20 protein-coding genes are annotated in these 20,773 nt (G+C 40.1%); 3 read left to right on the forward strand and 17 right to left on the reverse strand.

Annotated elements, in window-relative coordinates; translation table 11 throughout:
• Nucleotides 1–10: 10 nt before the first annotated feature.
• The 9 genes from AC1TO4_RS09120 to AC1TO4_RS09160 all read right to left on the reverse strand — a co-directional run bounded on the left by AC1TO4_RS09120 (nucleotide 11) and on the right by AC1TO4_RS09160 (nucleotide 9,730).
• Nucleotides 11–742 carry a YtxH domain-containing protein gene (locus AC1TO4_RS09120; RefSeq protein ID WP_482105058.1) on the reverse strand — a complete coding sequence of 244 codons (732 nt, stop codon included), beginning with the start codon at nucleotides 740–742 and terminating at the stop codon, nucleotides 11–13.
• Nucleotides 743–793: 51 nt separating this feature from the next.
• Complete coding sequence (locus tag AC1TO4_RS09125) at nucleotides 794–1,276, reverse strand: DUF948 domain-containing protein (protein WP_482099827.1); 483 nt, start codon at nucleotides 1,274–1,276, stop codon at nucleotides 794–796.
• A 183-nt stretch (nucleotides 1,277–1,459) separates the two neighbouring features.
• Nucleotides 1,460–2,773: a UDP-N-acetylmuramate--L-alanine ligase gene (gene murC / locus AC1TO4_RS09130; RefSeq protein WP_482105059.1), complete on the reverse strand. Its 1,314-nt coding sequence runs from the start codon at nucleotides 2,771–2,773 to the stop codon at nucleotides 1,460–1,462.
• Nucleotides 2,774–2,885: 112 nt separating this feature from the next.
• A complete protein-coding gene (locus AC1TO4_RS09135) occupies nucleotides 2,886–5,828 on the reverse strand; it encodes a DNA translocase FtsK (RefSeq protein WP_482105060.1) in 2,943 nt (980 codons plus the stop codon).
• 112 nt (nucleotides 5,829–5,940) lie between these two features.
• A complete protein-coding gene (gene ytpR, locus AC1TO4_RS09140) occupies nucleotides 5,941–6,546 on the reverse strand; it encodes a YtpR family tRNA-binding protein (protein ID WP_482105061.1) in 606 nt (201 codons plus the stop codon).
• Nucleotides 6,543–7,361, reverse strand: coding sequence for a DUF1444 family protein (locus AC1TO4_RS09145; RefSeq protein ID WP_482105062.1), 819 nt, complete (start codon nucleotides 7,359–7,361; stop codon nucleotides 6,543–6,545). The genes ytpR and AC1TO4_RS09145 overlap by 4 nt, the downstream gene beginning before the upstream one ends.
• A 43-nt stretch (nucleotides 7,362–7,404) precedes the next feature.
• Entirely contained in the window at nucleotides 7,405–7,938 is a 534-nt protein-coding gene (locus AC1TO4_RS09150; protein ID WP_482105063.1) for a hypothetical protein, read from the reverse strand.
• Nucleotides 7,939–8,038: 100 nt separating this feature from the next.
• On the reverse strand, nucleotides 8,039–8,560 hold the full coding sequence (locus AC1TO4_RS09155) for a DUF84 family protein (protein WP_482099833.1): 522 nt from the start codon (nucleotides 8,558–8,560) through the stop codon (nucleotides 8,039–8,041).
• Nucleotides 8,561–8,656: 96 nt separating this feature from the next.
• The gene (locus AC1TO4_RS09160; protein ID WP_482105064.1) at nucleotides 8,657–9,730 is read right to left on the reverse strand and encodes a M42 family metallopeptidase; all 1,074 of its coding nucleotides are present in this window, start codon (nucleotides 9,728–9,730) and stop codon (nucleotides 8,657–8,659) included.
• A 177-nt stretch (nucleotides 9,731–9,907) separates the two neighbouring features.
• On the opposite strand from AC1TO4_RS09160, the gene AC1TO4_RS09165 reads away from it, so the two are divergent.
• The gene (locus tag AC1TO4_RS09165) at nucleotides 9,908–10,222 is read left to right on the forward strand and encodes a hypothetical protein (protein ID WP_482099835.1); all 315 of its coding nucleotides are present in this window, start codon (nucleotides 9,908–9,910) and stop codon (nucleotides 10,220–10,222) included.
• 49 nt (nucleotides 10,223–10,271) lie between these two features.
• On the opposite strand, the gene AC1TO4_RS09170 is transcribed toward AC1TO4_RS09165, so the two are convergent.
• The 5 genes from AC1TO4_RS09170 to pepV are packed head-to-tail and all read right to left on the reverse strand — an operon-like array spanning nucleotide 10,272 to nucleotide 15,094.
• Nucleotides 10,272–11,120, reverse strand: coding sequence for a YtnP family quorum-quenching lactonase (locus AC1TO4_RS09170; RefSeq protein ID WP_482099836.1), 849 nt, complete (start codon nucleotides 11,118–11,120; stop codon nucleotides 10,272–10,274).
• Between the two features lie 26 nt (nucleotides 11,121–11,146).
• On the reverse strand, nucleotides 11,147–11,794 hold the full coding sequence (gene trmB, locus AC1TO4_RS09175) for a tRNA (guanosine(46)-N7)-methyltransferase TrmB (RefSeq protein ID WP_482099837.1): 648 nt from the start codon (nucleotides 11,792–11,794) through the stop codon (nucleotides 11,147–11,149).
• Nucleotides 11,795–11,823: 29 nt separating this feature from the next.
• Complete coding sequence (locus AC1TO4_RS09180; RefSeq protein ID WP_482105065.1) at nucleotides 11,824–12,801, reverse strand: nuclease-related domain-containing protein; 978 nt, start codon at nucleotides 12,799–12,801, stop codon at nucleotides 11,824–11,826.
• Nucleotides 12,802–12,833: 32 nt separating this feature from the next.
• Nucleotides 12,834–13,688: a D-amino-acid transaminase gene (dat, locus tag AC1TO4_RS09185; protein ID WP_482099839.1), complete on the reverse strand. Its 855-nt coding sequence runs from the start codon at nucleotides 13,686–13,688 to the stop codon at nucleotides 12,834–12,836.
• A gap of 2 nt (nucleotides 13,689–13,690) precedes the next feature.
• A complete protein-coding gene (gene pepV, locus AC1TO4_RS09190) occupies nucleotides 13,691–15,094 on the reverse strand; it encodes a dipeptidase PepV (protein WP_482105168.1) in 1,404 nt (467 codons plus the stop codon).
• 272 nt (nucleotides 15,095–15,366) lie between these two features.
• Here pepV and AC1TO4_RS09195 point away from each other — a divergent pair, with 272 nt between their 5' ends.
• Nucleotides 15,367–15,588: a DeoR family transcriptional regulator gene (locus AC1TO4_RS09195; protein ID WP_482100110.1), complete on the forward strand. Its 222-nt coding sequence runs from the start codon at nucleotides 15,367–15,369 to the stop codon at nucleotides 15,586–15,588.
• A gap of 235 nt (nucleotides 15,589–15,823) precedes the next feature.
• Here the strand turns inward: AC1TO4_RS09195 and AC1TO4_RS09200 are convergent, their stop codons facing one another.
• From AC1TO4_RS09200 to AC1TO4_RS09210, 3 genes are all read right to left on the reverse strand, one after another.
• The gene (locus AC1TO4_RS09200) at nucleotides 15,824–16,543 is read right to left on the reverse strand and encodes a pseudouridine synthase (RefSeq protein ID WP_482099840.1); all 720 of its coding nucleotides are present in this window, start codon (nucleotides 16,541–16,543) and stop codon (nucleotides 15,824–15,826) included.
• Nucleotides 16,543–18,165, reverse strand: coding sequence for a putative polysaccharide biosynthesis protein (locus tag AC1TO4_RS09205; RefSeq protein ID WP_482105066.1), 1,623 nt, complete (start codon nucleotides 18,163–18,165; stop codon nucleotides 16,543–16,545). Before AC1TO4_RS09205 ends, AC1TO4_RS09200 begins: the two co-directional genes overlap by 1 nt.
• Before the next feature lie 662 nt (nucleotides 18,166–18,827).
• Nucleotides 18,828–19,139 (reverse strand): hypothetical protein, encoded by a 312-nt coding sequence (locus AC1TO4_RS09210; protein WP_482105067.1) that lies wholly within the window; start codon nucleotides 19,137–19,139, stop codon nucleotides 18,828–18,830.
• Between the two features lie 321 nt (nucleotides 19,140–19,460).
• On the opposite strand from AC1TO4_RS09210, the gene AC1TO4_RS09215 reads away from it, so the two are divergent.
• Nucleotides 19,461–20,744, forward strand: coding sequence for a BaiN/RdsA family NAD(P)/FAD-dependent oxidoreductase (locus tag AC1TO4_RS09215; RefSeq protein WP_482105068.1), 1,284 nt, complete (start codon nucleotides 19,461–19,463; stop codon nucleotides 20,742–20,744).
• Nucleotides 20,745–20,773: the final 29 nt, after the last annotated feature.

Genomic DNA, 20,773 nt, shown 5'->3' on the forward strand with positions numbered 1-20,773 from the left:
GTGCATTTTTTTATTTACCAAGCGTGTCTGATACATAATTCTGGTTTGTGATTTTATCTTTCCCAAGATTTTCGCTATTGCTATACGCAACATCGCTATTACCTGTTTCAGCCTTTTCAGCGTCATTAGATGACTTAGCAACTGCTTTTTGCAATGCATCCGCAGTAGCGGTTACTTGTTCTTCACCAGCCTCATATGCATCCTCTAATTTCGTTTTAGCAGTATCTATGAAATCAACCGATTCTTCTCCTTCGGAGGATGCTGTTCCATCATCCATCGGAACAGAAGTTTTTGATTTCATCGATTTCACTTTATCGACCAGTTGGCCAGATTGTTCCTGAATTGTTTTTGAAAATTCTCCAGTTTTCTCTTTTGCAGCTGAAGTCAATCCCGTTGCTTTTTCTTTTGCCACTGAACTGATTTCAATACTTTTATCTTTTAAGTGTGACGCCTGTGTTGTAAGATCTCCACGCATTTCACTTCCTGATTTCGGTGCAAGGAAAAGTGCTGCCGCAGCTCCTATCACTCCCCCGACTAATGCGCCGGCTAGGAAACTACCTGCTCCTGAACTTTCTTCATCTTCATAAAAAGAATTGGTATAGACTCGATTGTGATCATAATTTGCCGGCAAGTAAGATGGCTCGCCATAAGAATTCTCATATTCTTTGCTGCTCCCTGAATTGTAGTCTTTGTTGTAATTAGGGTCATTATAGTTCGGTTTCACTTTGCGGTCTTCATTCATAATCGATTCCTCCTATTTTTAAATACAGTGTCATGTTTTAACCTTTTCCTATTAACGATCAATAGGGCTGGGTAATCTTTTTTGTCCAGGTACAGGTGTATAAGCTGTCCAACCAGTACTGCTTGTCTTTCGTTCTTTCAGCTTATCCATTATGCCCATAACTACACTGCTCCATTGAACGACCTGGACAATCTTATCGCTGTTTCGTTCTGCTTCAGTAGTTATGTTGGCGGAAACCCGACGAACGGAAGAGTTAAGATCCGTCACGGACTCACCTACCCCTTTCATAGCATCCACTACTGTGTTTAACTTTTCTGCTTTCAACTGAATGTCTTCGGCAAGGTTGTTGGTTTTATGAAGAAGCTCTGTCGTTTCAGTTGTTACTCCTTCAAGTTGTGAGGTTAGCCCTTCCATCGTTTCAGAAACACCCTTTAATGTGTTCTTCAATGAGAACAGTGTCATCGCTAGGCTTACGCATAAAATTAAGAATGCGATTGCAGCGACAATTGCCGCTATGTACAGAAGATTTTCCAAGGCACTGCCTCCTTCAATTGCTCATATATCTTTGTATACCCTTTTTCGGGACAAAGTAAACGTTATGTCTCTAGAACTACTTCGACACAAATCTTCAATTTCCTTCATGGTAACGAAAATCAATTTAACAAAATATACGTCTTATTGTTTTTACAAACGGAAAAAACAGCCAATCCCGTAGGATTAAGCTGTTTCCTTTGTTTCGATAAATGATTTGAATGCGTTCAAGTATTTCTGAACATCACCCGCACCCATGAATAAATAAACTGCTGGGTTATTCATTTCAAGTTCTTCGATATTTTCGAGTTCCAGGTGTTTAGCGCCTGGAATCTTACTGATTAAATCATTAATGGTTAGATTTCCAGCTTCTTCACGTGCTGATCCAAATATATCACATAGATAGATGTGATCAGCAGTTGAAAGACTTTCTACAAATCCTCCCATAAGGGCTGCCGTTCTCGTAAATGTATGCGGTTGAAATATAGCTACAATTTCTCGGTCCGGATATTTCTGCTTAGCTGACTGTAATGTCGCCTGAATTTCAGTCGGATGGTGAGCATAGTCATCTACAATAATTCTGCCTTCCGTTTCAATTACAGTAAACCTTCTTTTCACACCATTAAAAGTAGATAACCTTTCTTGGATAATCGATGCTTTAACCCCTTCATAATGACAAAGAGCGATAACACCAAGTGAATTTAAGATTGCATGATCCCCAGCTAGCGGAATTGAAAAGGTGTGATAAAATTCATTGCGTACATAGACATCGAATGTCGATCCTTCTACCGTTTTGGTAATATTATTAGCTGCAAAATCATTCGAATCATCAAACCCATAATAAACGACAGGTACATTTGCTTGAATTTTTTGCAAGTGCTTATCATCACCACAAGCTATCAGGCCTTTTTTCACCCGTAGCGCCATTTCTCCAAAGGCGTCCATCACATCCGCTAAATCTTTAAAGTAGTCAGGATGATCAAAGTCGATATTCGTCATGATTGCATAATCAGGTTCATATGCAAGAAAATGACGTTTGTACTCGCATGCTTCGAAGACAAAATATTCACTATCTATCGGACCGCTGCCAGTACCATCTCCTATTAAGTATGAAGTCGGTGAATGTCCGGATAATACATGGGCAAGTAAACCAGTAGTCGACGTTTTACCGTGTGACCCCGTCACTCCGACAGAAATGAATTTTTTCATATATTGGCCTAAAAAGTCATGATAGCGAATAATCTCGAGACCTAGCTCTTTTGCTTTAACAAGCTCCGAATGACTGTCAGGAAAAGCATTTCCTGCAATAATGATCATTCCTGGTTTAATATTTTTTTCATCAAATGCTAAAATAGGTATTCCTCTTTCATGTAGTGGATCTTCTGTAAAAAACCATTTTTCTACATCTGAACCTTGTACCTCATGGGCAGAGTCATGGAGTATCTGTGCAAGCGAACTCATTCCGGATCCTTTAATGCCAGTAAAATGAAACAACGTCATATTGAAACCTCCCGGGATCATTTCTGTTCCCCTTAATTATACTAATTATCTTTTTCCAAATTTCATGGACTATTAACCCTTTACCTATACTTCACCAAGCCGGTTATTATTCCTAACGTTCTGTAAGCCGCTCTAAATCACTCTCTGTTAAAAAAACATCCCGTGCCTTACTACCTCGCTGACCTGAAATGAAACCGTTCTTTTCCATTCGGTCAATCAGTTTGGCAGCCCGATTATATCCTATGCTGAAATTACGTTGTAATAATGATGTAGATGCACTACCTGCTTCATGAATAAAGAGACAAGCCTCTTCGAAAAGTGAATCGCCTTCTTCTTCTTCAATACTACTTGCTAGAAGTTCATCTTGACCAAATAAATACTCGGGTGACGCCTCGTTCTGTACGTGTTCTATTATACGTTCTATTTCCTCGTCCGTGACAAATGTACCCTGCAGACGAACATTTGAAGATTGTCCATTTCCAATATAAAGCATATCTCCTTTTCCAAGCAGTCTTTCCGCTCCAGGAGAATCAATAATTGTTCTTGAATCAATTTGGGATGAAACTGAGAATGCAATACGTGTAGGAATATTTGCTTTAATTGTGCCCGTGATTACATCGACAGAAGGCCGCTGAGTGGCGATGATTAAGTGAATACCACATGCACGTGCTTTCTGTGCGATGCGACTAATCGACACTTCGACATCTGCCGGCGCAATCATCATCAAATCGGCAAGTTCATCAATTACAATAAGCAGATAAGGCATTTTCAATGAGAATCGGCGACTTTCTACAACTGCTTTGTTATAACGTTCAATATCCCTGACGCCTGCATGAGCAAGTAACTCATACCGTCTTTCCATTTCTGCAACTGCCCATTTCAAAGCAGCAGTTGCTGCTTTGACGTCTGTAATTACTGGGCTGATTAGGTGTGGAATACCGTTAAATGGTGCAAGTTCAACCATTTTTGGATCTATAAGCATCATTTTCAAATCTGTTGGTGTAGCTTTGTAAAGCAAACTGACCAATATCGAATTAATGCAGACGGATTTACCTGAACCTGTAGCGCCCGCAATCATCCCGTGCGGCATTTTCCGTAAATCCAAGGTTACGGGTGTTCCCGTCAGACTTAGACCAAGCACAGCTTCTAAAGGTGAGGAAGATGTTCTAAACTGATCAGTTGCGATAACCTCGGATATCCTAACTGCTCTCGTCTTTCGATTCGGGATTTCGATACCGATGGAACTTCTCCCTGGAATTGGCGCTTGTATCCGAATGTCTTCCGCTGCAAGCGCAAGTTTCAAGTCATCGGTCAAGTTCCTTACTTTGCTTACTTTTGTACCAACTCCGACAGTAAGTTCAAAACGAGTAACTGTCGGACCTTGCATCGCTTCAATGACAGTTGCCTTGACCGCAAAATGAGACAACGCTTCCTCAAGTTTTCCCGACTGCGATTCAAGCCATTCGGTGTCCTCGATTTGTGCTTCGGGCGGAATCAGATAGTCAAGTGATGGAAAAGCGTAATATGGCTCTTCCTCTTCTTTATTATCGCTATCTATTCTGTCTGGATTGATTAAACTTTTTTCTCTTGGGTCAAGTATTGGTTCGTCAGGTTTTACATCTTTTTTCATTACAGTATCATTTTTAATAACCTTTTTCGGATTATCAGCTATTACTGACTTCATTTTCTCTTTATCGGATTTCAGCATCAATACATTAAAAGGAACAATGCGTTCTTTTATTTTTTCCGGATATGGTTCTACTGTCAATTCCTCTGTAATAGGATGCTCCGTCATTTCTGTTAACTCAGTATTAGTATGTTCCGGTGTGCCTTTAATAATTCCTACGAAGTCTTCTTCTGTTACTCTAGATTCTATTTCAACAACTTCAACTTCAGGAATCTCTGTAACATCTGCTGCTGCTTCCGAAATCACATCTTCTACTATTCTTGAGTCCATTTCAATGAGTTCATCTTGAATATTTACTTCAACTGTTGACTCCGTATTAACAAGTTTAGCTTGAGTATTCACGTCAATTATTGACTCCGTTTTAACTAGCTCAGCTTGAGCATTTACTTCAATTATTGATTCCGTATTAACAAGCTCAGCTTGAGTATCTACTTCAACTGTTGACTCCGTTTTAACTAGCTCAGCTTGAGTATTTACTTCAATTATTGACTCCGTATTAACAAGCTCAGCTTGAGTATCTTCTTCAATTATTGATTCCGTATTAACAAGCTCAGCTTGAGTATCTACTTCAACTGTTGACTCCGTTTTAACTAGCTCAGCTTGAGCATTTACTTCAATTATTGATTCCGTATTAACAAGCTCAGCTTGAGTATCTTCTTCAACTGTTGACTCCATTCTAACTAGCTCAGCTTGAGTATTTACTTCAATTATGTCGGTTCGATCAAGCACAATTTCTTTTTCCGATGATGCTACTATAAACGCTTTCTCTTCATTCCCTGGCAACAGTTGCTCTTTGTTAATATTTTCAACTTCAAAATTCAGCGGTCTCTGTTTCATGTCTTCCACAATAATTGTTTTCGACGCTGTCCTCCCAGGGTTTGTGTATCCATAAACGGGAGAAGGTACCGCAGTCGGTGTAAATGGTTTACTTGAACGTTTCTGGACGGTCGTACTTGCTCTCGAAGGCAATTTATCTTTATTCGTTTTATCCGGTGGAGAAGAAGGTCTTTTAACTACTTCTTTTCCCTTTCCATACTTCAATGCCGATTCAGACCTATATACATTTACAGGTCTAGTATCACTCGGCCATTTATCGTTCTCATAAAGTGGTTTTGTTTCATAGCTATCAATCTCTTCTTTTTCCGTATGAGGTTTAGATTCAGGTTTTTCATGTTCTTTCGTTGGTCCATCGTCCCAGCCATAAATTTCTGCATCCGAGATAATTGGAAAACGAAAGGATGCACTATTCTTTCTGTCTAGTTTATGTAACGAATCCTCAATTTCACTTTTTTCATAATGTACATTTTCTTGTTCGTTAATTTCATCCGTTCCAAATAACCTGCTAGTAATCTTTTTTAACCAACTCAAGACTATCACTCTTTTCATGTCAATCACTCTATTTTAACAGTACTGACACGACTAAATCAAATCAATAACATAAATAAGAAAAACGTACCATAATCGGTACGCTTCTAGTCTCCTACTTATTGAATGCTTCTCCAGCTATAGCCTGGCTATCTAAAACTAAAATCCCTTTTTCTGCAGGGGCATCAACCAACCCAAGTTCTTTAGCTGAGCATATCATCCCAGCCGAAGGGACTCCGCGAAGTTCCGCATCTCGTATAACCATTCCTGATGGCATAACGGCGCCAACTTTTGCGACAACAACTTTCTGCCCTTCCTCTACGTTCGGTGCACCACAGACAATCTGGACCGCCTTTTCTCCTATATCTACTTGACAAACACTCAATTTATCCGCGTCAGGATGTTTTTCTTTTTTCAATATATGCCCTACAACAAATTTCGGAGTAAAATCAACATCAAGTTTAAGTTCCACGTTATTCTTCAAAAGCGCTTCTTGAAGTCGTTTAACTACGTCTTCAGTTAATTCAACTTCGCCGACTGTTTGAATATCCAAATAAGTCGATGCTTTGAAGAGGTTAAATGCAATTACTTCTTCAGTCGCCTCATCTTGAATTAACGTTACATCTCCTGATGATTTCGAGATAACCGCTTGCGGCCGTGTAAGTGTAAGTTGAAATAGCAATACATCCCCAACACCATCTAAATTATAAAATACATTCATTTTTTCTTGCCTTCCCTTCTTGCCAAACGATTTTTAGCCATGATAAAAATTGGATCCAGTTTACCATCGTCATAGATGAATGACAGAGAGGTTACTGGAACAGCGCCTGTTGTAAAGAAATGCATAGCCATCTGTGCCAGCACATCATAACCTGTATCATTTCGGATATCACCAATTATTAGCACGTCTTGATGTGGGACGGAAACGGTCATATGTCCTTCAACTTTTCCTGCCATCTCTTTCAAGAATGCACTGTTAAGTATCCTACTGGCATCGTAGCCATCATTATTGTTGATAAAGTAAAAGATATTCCCCGACACTTCATCTTGTTTCATAGCAGTTGGCAATGCCCTAACACGGAAAAGTGCAGATTCTGTTACTTCCATTTCAGACATTCCGATTGATTCAAGCATACTTTCGTCAACTAATCGGTAAGTAGTTCCAAGGTCGAGTGCATAATAGATACGCGTTTCCGCAGTATGCTCTTTCATTAGAAATCGATGCCCAGCAGCTGATTCCTCAGGAAATGAAGATGATCTAATAACCGGGAAAATGACTGCGCTATCTACAAATCCTTCTGATTGTTCTTTTTCCATCGCTTTAAATGTTTCCCCAATTGTATAGACTATTTCTTTTATAGCTACTTCCTTTTTGCGTTCATATTTAACCAGAATTTCCGGGAGCGATATATCCATTCCTTTTTTAAGAATCGAATGCTCAAGACGAACCTTATCCGTTTTCCGGTCGAACTTCCAAATAAAATGTTCGGATGGAAGTTGTTCTTTTAAGATTGATACCAGTTTTTGAGAATTCATAGATCTATTTGCCTCCATTTATCGGATAACTGAATCATGTTGCCTACTCGGCAGTTGTAGTAGAACTCTGCTGAATAGACCGTACGATTTCCATCATCTTCGGTAAGTTTTCTTCAATTTTTTTCTTTTTTGTCATTGTCGTGATTTTGGATCCACCTACACTTACAATAAGCTCCACATTATCCTCACCGCTTTTTACAACCGCTGCGAAACCGAACGTGCCATCATCAGAGAATGTGGCTTGCTCAATAATTTCTTTACTCTTATCGATTAGGAGCAAATCATAAAATAGTTTACTGTCACTCTTCTCATTTGGATTAATAAAAAGGATGAACGTCTCATCATTTTTTGTAAAGACGATATTTTGCTCATCTGAACTATCATTCATCGCAAACCCGGCAGGCTTGTATAATTTAATACCATCTATTTCTTCAGTAGGATTTTTATCATTCAATTGAAATGCTTCTCGCGCCGCCTCGATTCCTGCAGCAGCTCTTTCATCAAGCGATTTTCCACATGCTGTAAGCAGTATAATGGATATCATCATCAGGAATATGAATTTCCATTTCCGGAACATTCGATTTCCTCCAATCATTAATTTGAACTCCATAACCATTTTAAAGATGTTACTCTCCTGTTGCAACCTCTTACAACTTATAGATGTGGCAACTTCGTAATTACTGTGAACGTTGATAGTATTTTAATTGTCCGATTAGTAGTTGCATAATATGTTTAAATAGGTCATTACGATTTACCGCACCTGCAGTAAACATGCCTATCGCTCCTTCTTTACTTCGGATTCCACTCAATTCAAAATAGGTATCGACAACGTGGCCAAGTTCGTTTCCCGCTGCCACCCTTACAGCAATTTCTTGCGGTAAGGGTATTTGTGCTCCACCAGCCGTAAACCTTTTTCCATTAGGAAGTACGAGAGCTCCCCAATTACAAAGATACATTTGCTCATCGATTAAACGAACGCCACCCTCAAGCCCGATTCCAATCGTTTCTCCGTTCTTGCCTGCAGCTCGTAAAGCACGATTGATTGCTCCTAACCTTGTCTCCTCGTCACCGTACGGTTGATTAGAAACGCCCGAACCTACTTCAACGCTTGAAATGATTGAATGTGGGAAGTAGTGAGAAATAACATCATTTGCAGCTGTTACTTTTGCCACATTGACAGAACCAATCATAAAATCCATTCAACTTCCCCTCCGATTTATCCATTTAGAAAGTCGTCCTGGCACATCACTAGGGAGTGCTAGGACGACCTTAATCAGTCTATGATAGCGCAATACTCAAACATTGCTTTTGATTGTTTCCACTGTCGTTTTATCACTTGCTTGTACTAATTTCACAAGTAGTTCTTTTGCCGCCGCATAGTCATCTGTATGGATGATAGATCCCGATGTATGAATATAGCGTGAACATATGCCAATCACAGCACTTGGAACTCCCTCATTGGATGTATGAACTCGACCAGCATCCGTTCCACCTTGTGAGATGAAGTACTGATAAGGAATGTTATGTGTTTCTGCCATATCAAGGATAAATTCGCGCATGCCACGATGTGTTACCATCGTGCGATCAAAAATACGAAGTAATGCACCTTTTCCAAGTTGACCAAACTCACTCTTATCACCAGCAGCATCATTTGCAGGACTCGCATCTAACGCATAAAACAAATCTGGATTGATCATTGTTGCAGCCGCTGCGGCTCCACGGAGACCGACTTCCTCAAGTACGTTTGCTCCTGAGTACAAATTATTTGGCAACTCTTCACCATGTACTTCTTTTAGTAACTCAATGGCTAGACCACAGCCATATCTGTTATCCCATGCTTTAGCAAGTATTTTCTTGTTATTTGCCAGTGGTGTGAACGGGCTAACAGGTACAATTTGTTGACCAGGACGGATGCCGATTGTTATTGCGTCCTCCTTATTATCTGCACCAATATCGATTAGCATATTTTTAATGTCCATCGGCTTGTTCCGCACTGCATCACTTAGCAAATGCGGTGGAATCGAACCAATCACACCGGTTACGGGACCGTTTACCGTTATAATTTCAACACGTTGCGCTAGAAGGACTTGGCTCCACCATCCGCCAAGCGGCTGAAAACGGATCATTCCATTATCCGTTATTTGACTCACCATGAATCCGACTTCATCCATATGGCCAGCAACCATAATACGCGGACCATCTTCAGGACCTTTTCTGACACCGAAAATACCACCCAGATTATCTTGAATCAACTCATCGGAATACTTAGCAAGTTCACCCCGCATATAATCACGCACAGCATGTTCATTACCCGGTGCGCCCGGAAGTTCAGTCAACGTTTTAAACATCTCAAGTGTATCTTTGTGCATTGAATATTGCCCCCTACTTATCATGTATTAATCTTCTGTAATTAGTGTAGTCGATTAGTCAGAAACTTTCCAACGATTAATTCGTTAATCGAATTACTATTTCCATTGGCTAGCTTGGCAAAGATAAGTAAATTTGTGGTACACTAGTTGAAATACCGATTGTAGGGGGTAATGAATATGAAGTTAAAAGATTTCCTAGCTGGTGTGTTGACAGGTGTTGCTGCTGGAGTTATTGTCAGTGAATCAATCGACCGTATGAATCAGAATGTTTCTGCAGACTCGGTTTTAAACACAATTAAAGATGCTTTTAAAAACGAAGGTCCAATAGATGGTTCATGGATTGTCATGAAAACTGAGCCATACACGAACAATGTAATTACAATGGATGTTTACCGTGGTGGCATATCACGGATTAAAGAAGGTGTACTGGAACAATTCGAATTTGCGGCCGACGCAAAAACGGGTACAGTTGTTGAACTAGTAAAAGCCTAATAAAAAACCGTCATACGCCCGGAAGTCTGCGGGCGTGTGACGGTTTTTTTTACTTACCTGAAACTTTAATTGATTCGATAATTTCTTTTCCGCTTGTATCCCATCTCACTAGTCTGTAATAAGCATCATGATAAAAAGTGAATCTATAACTCCCCGCAAGTGCTTCTTTCATCAATTTCTCTTTTGCAAAAATCGATGTCATCGGGTAATCATCAAAAGCCAATACCCACAATGGATTACTGTGTGCCTGAGTAGGCATGATATCAGCCATATGAAGAATCGTCTCGCCACCTTGCGTCAATTTGATAATACTATGACCATTGCTATGACCGCCTGTATGAACCATTTCAATCCCCTGCATGATCGTCATGCTTTCTTCAAATGTCTTTACCTGCTGTTGAACAGGCTCCCAGTTTTCTTTTAAATATGTATTTCTGGATCGGATATTCGGGCTTTGCATTTCGTCCCATTCAATTTTCGAAACAAAAATAGTTGCATTTGAAAAAACGGAAACTAGATTCCCTTCACGCCATTCTGTCAAACCAGCCGCGTGGTCATTATGCAAGTGCGTCATTAAAATTATATCTATATCTTCAGCTAACAGGTTGAGCTGGGACAGATTCTCTACCACCTTCGAATCTCCGAAAATCCCCAAATTTCTTTTCGTCTTTTCAGACATTTTTCCATTTCCATGACCAGTGTCAATCAATATATTTTTCCCTGCGAACTGAATCAGAATCGGATCATTTCTCATTTTAATACGATTTTGTTCATCTGATTCATAGCGCTTCGACCAGAGAGCTTTTGGAACAACACCAAACATTGTCCCACCGTCTAAATAATTTCCGCTGCCATCTAGCCATGTCAACTTCATTGCATGAAATGTATATGTATCCATGAAACAGCCCCCATTCCCTAATTAACTTACGTGTTTGTAAATCTGGATTCAAGTCTGTATATCGGATGACCTTTAGCTGAAAATTTCTCTTCGTATTCCGTCATTATATTATCCTCCGGCATTTCTGCATGTAAATCGAGGGATACTAAACAAAGTTTCATACCGTACTGTGACATAGATACAAGTGAGTATTCGAACAGAAGACGGTTATCCGTTTTAAAATGAATTTCCCCTCCGGGCGCGAGTACTTCTTCATATAACTTTAAAAATGTTTCATGTGTTAATCTCCGTTTTGCATTTCTAGCCTTCGGCCAAGGATCGGAAAAATTCAAATATATTCTGTCGATTTCTCCTTTATGGAAGATCTTTGCAAGATCCATTCCATTTGCACGAAACAATCGTAAATTTGATGGTTTATTTGCTTCCACCGCTTTTTCAAGTGCTGAAACAATCACATTATCAAAATGTTCAATACCGATATAATTCACATTTGGGTTGGCAATTGCCATGCCGATAATAAATTGACCCATTCCTGATCCGACTTCAATATGAATCGGATTGTCGTTTCCAAAAAGGGTATGCCACCCATTTATCATTTTTTCTGGTTCTGCTAAAAGGACATCGGGGTGTTCTGCCATATAGTCCCTCGCCCATGGTTTATTGCGAAGTCGCATTATATACACTCTTTTCTATTTATAATTAATTATTCTTCAGCGGGTTGTTCGTCATTAGGACCAAATAATCTGCTAATCGAAGTTGTTTGTCCCACATTAAGAATTGATTGGGCTGCTTTGAACTGTGTCGATTTCATTGGTACAGACGATTTACTGAGCCTAGAAAACCATTCCTCGTAGGATCGCCTATCAATAATTTCAACATCGAATGCCTTTCCAGGGTGATCGATATACCCATTTCGTGAAACCAAATATTTTCGAATGGGAAAATCAATTTTTTGAGCATTAAATATGCTAGTTATAATTTTTTCAGTTCGATTTAGCGCGATAAGCGGACTTAGTATTTTCGAATCTTTGTTACCTGACTTCTTTAGCCAGAATCTGTCCCCGCTACCGCTATAAGCCGCAAGATTCTCAGATTCAAGTACAGTTATGCATTGGCATTCAACTGGTGTCACGATGATAATATCGAGTTCCACAGGCGCTTTTTTTAATAACAGAATCGGGTAATAGAACAATAAATAATTGTCTGGAAGCTGCTGGGCGAAACTCCTTAAAAGGGTATCTCGCGTAAAACGAGTATTGACTTTGGACTTATCCATTAACGTAGAGCTAGCCCATTTTATCTGAAAATGAAAAAGTTGATCCAAATACAGACTTCTTAGTTGTTCTAAATTGGATGGGTTATGAATTAAGTTCGGGTTAAAGCCGAAATTGTCTTCTTCATCTTCGCTTACAATCTCTTCGTTGGCAGGATTCATTTCTGTCAGTCCCGTTCTCCGTTGACCAAAGAGCCGGACTAGGGGGGAAAACCATTTTTCTTCAATCGGTTCTACTGGATTATCTTGAATCCCCTGTTGCCATTCTGATAAATCTGCGCCACTTTCCCATTGGGTCTTCATACGTTCCCATTGATATCTTTTTAAGCGGATATACTGTGAAGAGTAACGTGATAGATCCTGTTCGTAACGGGAGACATAGTCGAGAAGTTTGACAAGTTGCGCCATGTCCAATCACTCCGATCACATACTGTCTATCATTAATTACCCGAGATGAAAGTCGGAATCTGTACCACAAATGCTTCTTGTAACTTTTTCGTCACAAGACCCGGTACTCCTGACCCTAAAAGCCGATCGTCGATTGAAATGACTGGCATTACTTCAGAACTTGTTGACGTTAAAAAGAATTCATCCATTTCGAATGCTTCGTCCAATGTAAATGATTTTTCTATAAATGGAATCCCTTGTTCCTTACAGAGCTCAAGCACAACTTGTCGCGTGATTCCATTCAATATAAGATTCGTAACCGGATGAGTATAAACTGCTCCATCCTTTACGCCGAACATATTCGATGCAGATCCTTCCGTCACAACACCGTCACGATGAAGTAGTGCTTCGCTACAACCTGCTTCTATAGCTTCTTGTTTAGCGAGAACATTTCCAAGCAAGTTTAGACTTTTAATATCACAGCGCAACCAGCGAACATCTGCCACGGTTTTAACTCGGACTCCGTTTTCAATATCTGTTAAAGGTCTTGGGTTGTTGACCGCATATGCAGTAACGACTGGCGAAACCGATAAATCAGGAAATTGGTGAAGTCGAGGTGCGGAGCCGCGTGTAATCTGCAGATAGACATGACCAACTAAAATATTATTAGCAGCTACTAATTGACGTGCAATCTCCATCAATTGGACTTCTGCATAAGGTATTGCTAACTTTATTTTTCTAGCACTTTGATACAAACGATTGATATGTTCTTCTGCCGTATACAATTCTCCACCATATACTTTAATCACTTCATAGACACCATCACCAAAATAATATCCACGATCGTCAATCGAAATGTTTAATCCTTCACGCTCAGTAAACTGTCCGTCAACAAAATACACTGTCATCTTTATTCCCCTTTCGTTTCTCCACTCGCCAGACCGCAAATTGCGTCTGCATAAATGGCTGTCGCTTTCACTAAATCGTCTATATAAACATATTCATCAGCCTGGTGAGCTACATCTTCCCTACCAGGGAATAACATTCCAAAAGCAACTCCCTTGTCAAGGACGCGTGCATAGGTGCCACCGCCAATCGCCAATAGCCCGGCGTGTTCTCCGGTATGCTTAGTATACACCTCTTGTAAAGTCCTTATGAGAGGATCAGCAGCATCGACGTGATGGGGTTCCGAGTTCGATCCTACATCCATTGAAAATGGCGTATCTGCCAACCTTTCCATACATGTCGTTATTTTCTCTTCAAACGAATAGGTGACTGAATAACGCATGCTAACGTTGATTTCACCACCGGTTTTAGAATCAAAGGTAACAATACCCGCATTCAGCGTTGTATCTCCCGACATTTCATCATTGAATGCTAAACCAAGAAACAGTCCGCGCGACTCATTTGCAAATGCATCAAACATGAATTGAGTGAAGTCCTTCGATGGGCCTTCTTTAAGTATACGATTCAAATAGGAAGCTAAAAGTACAGCTGCATTTATTCCATTGTTAGGTTCCATCGCGTGTGCAGATTTCCCATTTAAATTGATGACAGTATGACCGCTTTCATTGGCAATGCCCCCCGTCACATTATGAATATTTAAAAATGTAACGAATTGCTCATTATCAATTTCGACTTCCCCCGCAAGATGTGCCTCAGCATAATCAGGAACCATATTCGTCCGATTGCCTGATTTGAAGTACAGGAGTTGTTGATCAGCAAATACTGCTTTTTGTTTAAATAGGACAGAGGCAATTCCTTTTTCAGCGTTTATAATTGGGAAATCCGCGTCAGGAGCAAAGCCAATCTTTGGCATTTCTTCTTTTTCAAAATATCGTTTCACACAACGGAATCCACTTTCTTCATCTGTTCCTATAATGAGGCGCACTCGCTTATTCAGCATAATTCCAGATTCTTGAACCATTTTCATCGCGTGCCATGCTGCAATTGTCGGTCCTTTATCGTCTATAGCACCACGCCCAAATAACTTATCATCATCCACCGTCCCGGCAAACGGTCCATAATTCCAATTGCTCCCTGCAGGAACCACATCAACGTGGCAAAGAATTCCTAAAAGTTCATCCCCTTGACCCATTTCAATATGTCCCGCCATATTATCTATATTCTTTACAAGCATCCCAGCTTTTCTACCTTCTTCTAATATCCAGTCTAAGGCGCGTTTCGGTTCTGGCCCAAATGGCATTTCTTCCGTAGCTGCGCTTTCATCTAAAATAGAAGGAATGGCAATCAATTGCTGTAAATCCCCTATCAGCTTCTCTTTGTTTTTCAAGACCTCAATTTTCCAATCCATCAATCAAGACACCCTCCTTCTTAATAAGCCTATTTTCACACGTTAGACTAAGAAAATAAAGTGGAAACCACTTTCACTGAATCTTCACAAAAAATTCATGCAATCTTTACATAAATAAGTTATACTGGTATTGTCAGAAAAAATAATCTGACGTACCAACCTTTTCGAAAGGATGTGCGGTGTCAGGAATAATTTCAACGTGCTTTAGGCAACATTCATAAGTCTCATGACCAATGATTTTGGATAATGAAGATGAAGGGGTGATTCCACACTTGAAACCTGCAACTGATCGTATGCTTACACGCATCAAAGATGTATATTTTTACATCCTTGATAATGGAACTGTAACTACAGAAAACCTGGTAGAAGAATTTGGTATCACTCACCGTACTGTCCAAAGGGACTTAAACGTCCTGGAATACAACGAGCTTATAATGAGCCCGGTGCGAGGTAAATGGACAACGACAGCAAAAAAAGTGAAATTATCTTCTTGACCCGCACGTAATTTTGAAAAGCGAAAGGCGCCAGCTCTTAACCCTGCTTCCGCAGGCATATAGGCTGGCGCCTGCAGTCTGGGCACAATCTTAAGCGTACGCGCCTGACGCCCTCTAAAAAGGCGCCCGTGGGCTATAAGCACAATATCCATAATAGAAGTTATCTACGGTACGAGATTATAGAATTAGTTAAACTATAAAAGAAGCTGAGCCGTATCTAACGGCTCAGCCCTTTTTATTTTTTTGAAATCTGCATGAGCTGTTCTATTTCCTCTACTGTCAATTCTCGGTATGTCCCTAGTGCTAGACTTTCATCCAAAGATAAAGGTCCCATTGATAAGCGTTTTAAGTAGATGACCGTCTTGTCAACCGCCTCAAACATCCGCTTCACTTGATGGAATTTTCCTTCTGTAATTGTTAATTCAACTTCAGAAATGACATCTGACTTCAAAATATTCAGTTGACCTGGCTTCGTTTCGTAGCCATCATCCAATGTAACACCTTCTAAAAACCGTTCAACGTCTTCCCCCGTAACAATCCCATCGATATGTGCATAATACGTTTTCGGAACACCTTTTTTAGGAGACAATAAATTATGCGTAAGCTTGCCGTCATTTGTCAGCAAAAGAAAACCTTCCGTATCTTTATCTAACCTACCCACTGGAAAGGGTTCAAAAATCTGATACTTTTCATCCAGCAGATCAACAACTGTCCTATCTCTCGAATCTTCCGTTGCAGATAACACACCTTGTGGCTTATTCATCATCAAGTAGATAAATTCTTTGTAGACAACCCGCTCACCGAGTATCGTTACTACATCACTGTCCACATTGACATGCATTGAGGAATCCTTTACTGTATCTTCATTTACTCGAACAGCCCCTTTTTTCATAAGTTGCTTAACTTCTTTACGAGTACCGTATCCCATATTTGACAATAATTTATCTAAACGCATTATTTCCCTCCTAAAAAGCCTAATTTCTTCGTGAATTTAGTCAATCGCTCACCGAACAACTTCTGTGCGAGACCAGTTTTAAGTGACAGATACCCATAAATGACTGCACCAACTGTTGCACATATAAAAATGTACAAGAGAGACTGCATTTTTCCGTCAGCAGGACTGAGCGCCGTCAAGCCTTTCAGCGTAAACATAACCGCAACTAACATAATGATATTTAATATAGCGATTAGGATTAGTCTTCTAAATACCATCTTCGATTTATAATGAAGGGTTTTTGAAATGATGGCAATATTGATGCCTACTGCGACTGAGTATCCAATTGCAGTTGCAAGAATAGCACCATTCGTTTCAAACATTTGAATGAGCGGTATATTGAGTGCAAGCTTAAATAACAGGCCCAGTAAAGAAGTAAACACAATCCACTTATGCCGATCAATACCTTGAAGAATTGCAGCTGTCACTGAATATAATCCAAACAAAACAGCGACTGGTGCATAACTTGCCAGAATTCCTGCTCCGACAGCACTTTCACTATAAAGAAATTGGTAAAGCTCATTTGATAAGATGATTAATCCGATAACCATCGGAACTGTCAAATACAACATAATTTGAAATGTTTGATCAAGTGAACGTGTGATTCCTTTTTGGTCTTTTTTTGCATAATAACTAGTTATGACCGGAATCAAAGCCATTGAAAATCCAGTTGCTACCATCACCGGAATCATAACAAACTTATGGGTCAGTAGATTCAACATCCCTAAGTAAGTATCGGAAACCTTAGACATTCCGATTGATTTCATGGCTTCATTAAATGTGATCATGTCAACGAACTGATAAAGAGGATTGATCACGCCAACGAGAACGAATGGCAATATATAAGCAAATACTTCTGTATACATCTCTTTGAAAGAAATATTACTCGCTGGAGGACTATTCGAAAGTAGATGATCCAGTTCAGGCTTATAGGACTTCCAGTATTTAAAGAGGACTACAAGACCTGCTAGTGCTCCGATAAATGCTGCGAATACTGCAAAACTGATTGCTGCTTTTGGAGATTCATCCAGGACATTAACGACAATAAATGCGCCCCCAAGAACGACAATGATTCTAACAATCTGTTCGACAAGTTGCGACACTGCTGTCGGCTCCATTTTCTGATATCCCTGAAGGAAGCCACGCACGATACTCATAAGTGGTACAGCAAGAAGTGCATAACTAACCCAACGGATAACGCCGGCAATATCATCTATCGTAAATATTTGTTCTTCATCTCTACGAACGAGGTGGGCAATTGGCTCAGCCAATAAATAGAGAGTAATAAATGAAACAATACCTGTCAGCGTCATCACAAGCATTCCAGACTTCAGTAATTTCCGTCCGGTTGCATAATCGCCTAAGGCATTATATTTCGAGACATATTTTGATATTGCTAATGGTGCTCCAGAAATAGCGATGGCCAATGCAATATTGTAAGGAATATAAGCGTATTGATATAATCCGATATTTTCTTCTCCAACAATTGCATAAAGCGGAATTAAATACAAAAGCCCAAGTGCTTTAGATAAAAACAGCCCCACCGTAAGTATGGCGGTCCCTTTTACAAGATTTGATGACATAATTAATCCTTCCAATCTCCCTAAATCTACTTAACAGTTTACCCCCACACGCCGTTTTTCACAATGAATAACGGCGAAATGTGTCGAATTGAAAAAACTGTAAGCGTGGTTTACAATATGTATGACGTCGGCATCTTACAAAGGTTTGAGTAAAACGTATAGACCAGTGAAACAAAGGGGCAGTCGCCAAATAAAAAATCGCAGAGTTCGTATAATGGGGATTAAATTAAAGATCAATTACGCCTCGGCGTAATTGCGTCCAGATTTTGAATCGAGCTTGAGGCCTACAGGGGGGAAGGATTGAACTCCATCCTTCCTTGTAGGTCATGCAACAGGGAAGGATTGAACTGCATCCTTCCTAGTTGCCGCAGGACGCGGCGATCTTAGGTTGCCTTCATTAACTCCTTTCAAAATCTGTGACATCCGCCAGAGACTTTTTCTTTGTTCAGCGGGCCTATGGACACCCGCTGAATAGGAATAAAACCCGTATTCATCTCCCACCTATGGAGGCAAGAGTTTTCTGTAGCTGACGCTTCGCTTTCAGTACAAAAACATTTGCTGAATAAAGATAAATCAGGCTACCTTCATCCATTTAGTCATGGAAAAAGACAACCTGAAGGGAGTCTATATATGTCTCATAACGCTAGGCAAGTTTAACGTGGTTAATCTCGTTTTAACTTAATTTTTTCGTTAGCAATCAGTACACCTTGCTTAAATTCTTCATAGTCAGGCTCTGTTGCATTTAGGAAGCAAGTTGTAGCAATTTTTTTCGCTATCAATCTCCTGCCTTTCCTGACTATATCCGTACCTCCTGCATGGCTAATCAGTTTATTATAGATGCGCTGACACTCTTTTTGTTGAAACGCTTCGTGTCTTATTTGCTCTTTCTCTGCGCTTGTTAAATACGTTTTCTCTTGATGTTCAACTTGCTCACTACTATGTCCTTCAACTTCGCTATTTTCATCTCTAGTCATTCCGTACACTCTCCCGATTCTTCGTCAAAGCAAATATACTCATGTACATTAACTTTGCTTCCTCATCTTTAAAATTCAATACATGTACCGTCTCAGTCTTGGTAAAGAAATTTTCAACCAAATGAAAAACACCATCAAATCCGCTTGAGTACCCATTCTAAGACATCTTCACTTAAATCTCACATGTATGATAATTGTACCACATGCGGTTGCTATTTTTTCATCTGCTACTTTTCTCCTTTTCAACCACCTCAATGCTTTTTAATGATGCTGTGTTAAACTAATACTTAATAATTCATTACCGAAAGGCTTGATAAAATAATGACTACTAATTATGTTGATGCAGACGTCATCATCATTGGCGGAGGCCCATCAGGATTGATGGCTTCAATCGCTGCTGCTGAAAACGGAAGGAAAGTTCTCCTGCTTGAAAAAGGTAAAAAACTTGGCACTAAACTGGCCATCTCAGGGGGCGGACGTTGTAACGTTACAAACCGTTTGCCTCAAGAAGAAATCGTTAAAAACATTCCAGGCAATGGACGTTTTTTGTACGGTCCCTTCGCCGTTTTTAATAATGAAGACATCATTACCTTTTTCGAGGGTCTTGGCGTTGCATTAAAAGAAGAAGATCACGGTAGAATGTTCCCCGTTTCGAATAAAGCAAAGGATGTTGTCAATGCATTGCTTGAAGAAATGGATCGTTTAAATGTTGAAGTGAGATTAGAAACGCGCGTAAAAAAACTTTTGATGAATGAAGAACAAATTCTTGGTGTCAGACTCGATTCTGGCGAGGAAATCCGCTCGCATGCTGTTGTTGTAGCGGTCGGTGGAAAAGCGGTTCCTCAAACCGGTTCAACAGGCGACGGCTATCCATGGGCGGAAAAAGCCGGCCATACCGTGACAGAACTTTATCCAACAGAAGTTCCTTTACTATCAAATGAACCTTTCATTGTCTCAAAGGATCTACAAGGTCTTGCGCTTCGTGACGTGGCGGTATCCGTCCTAAACGCCAAAGGCAAAAACCTTATCACGCATCAAATGGACATGTTGTTCACCCATTTCGGCTTAAGCGGTCCTGCGATTTTACGATGCAGTCAATTCGTTGTGAAAGAACGGATGAAAAACGGCAACAAGCCCGTTGAAATGAGAATCGACTCAATGCCTGCACTGAATGAAGAAAAAGTTTTCCAACTGCTCAACACATCATTAAAAACGGATTCAACGAAAGCCGTGAAGAATGTGTTAAAAGGAATTGTACCTGAACGCTGGATGCTGTTTTTATTCGACCGGGCGGGAATTGACCCAGCTGAAACCGGAGCCCAGATGCAAGTAGAAAAAATTCGTACTTTGACGAAATTATTAAAGGCTTTTTCAATGAACGTCAATGGTACTCAACCAATTGAAAAAGCATTCGTCACAGGCGGTGGGGTCTCCGTCAAAGAAATCGTTCCAAAAACGTTAGGTTCCCGCAAGAAAGAAGGACTCTACTTCTGTGGTGAAATTTTGGATATTCACGGCTATACAGGCGGTTATAACATCACTTCTGCACTTGTTACCGGCAGAATTGCAGGCATGAATGCAGGACAGCACGCGACTGATTTATAAACATTGAGAATAGAAAACTATACGCCAGA

The organism is Sporosarcina sp. Y838, assembly GCF_056786515.1.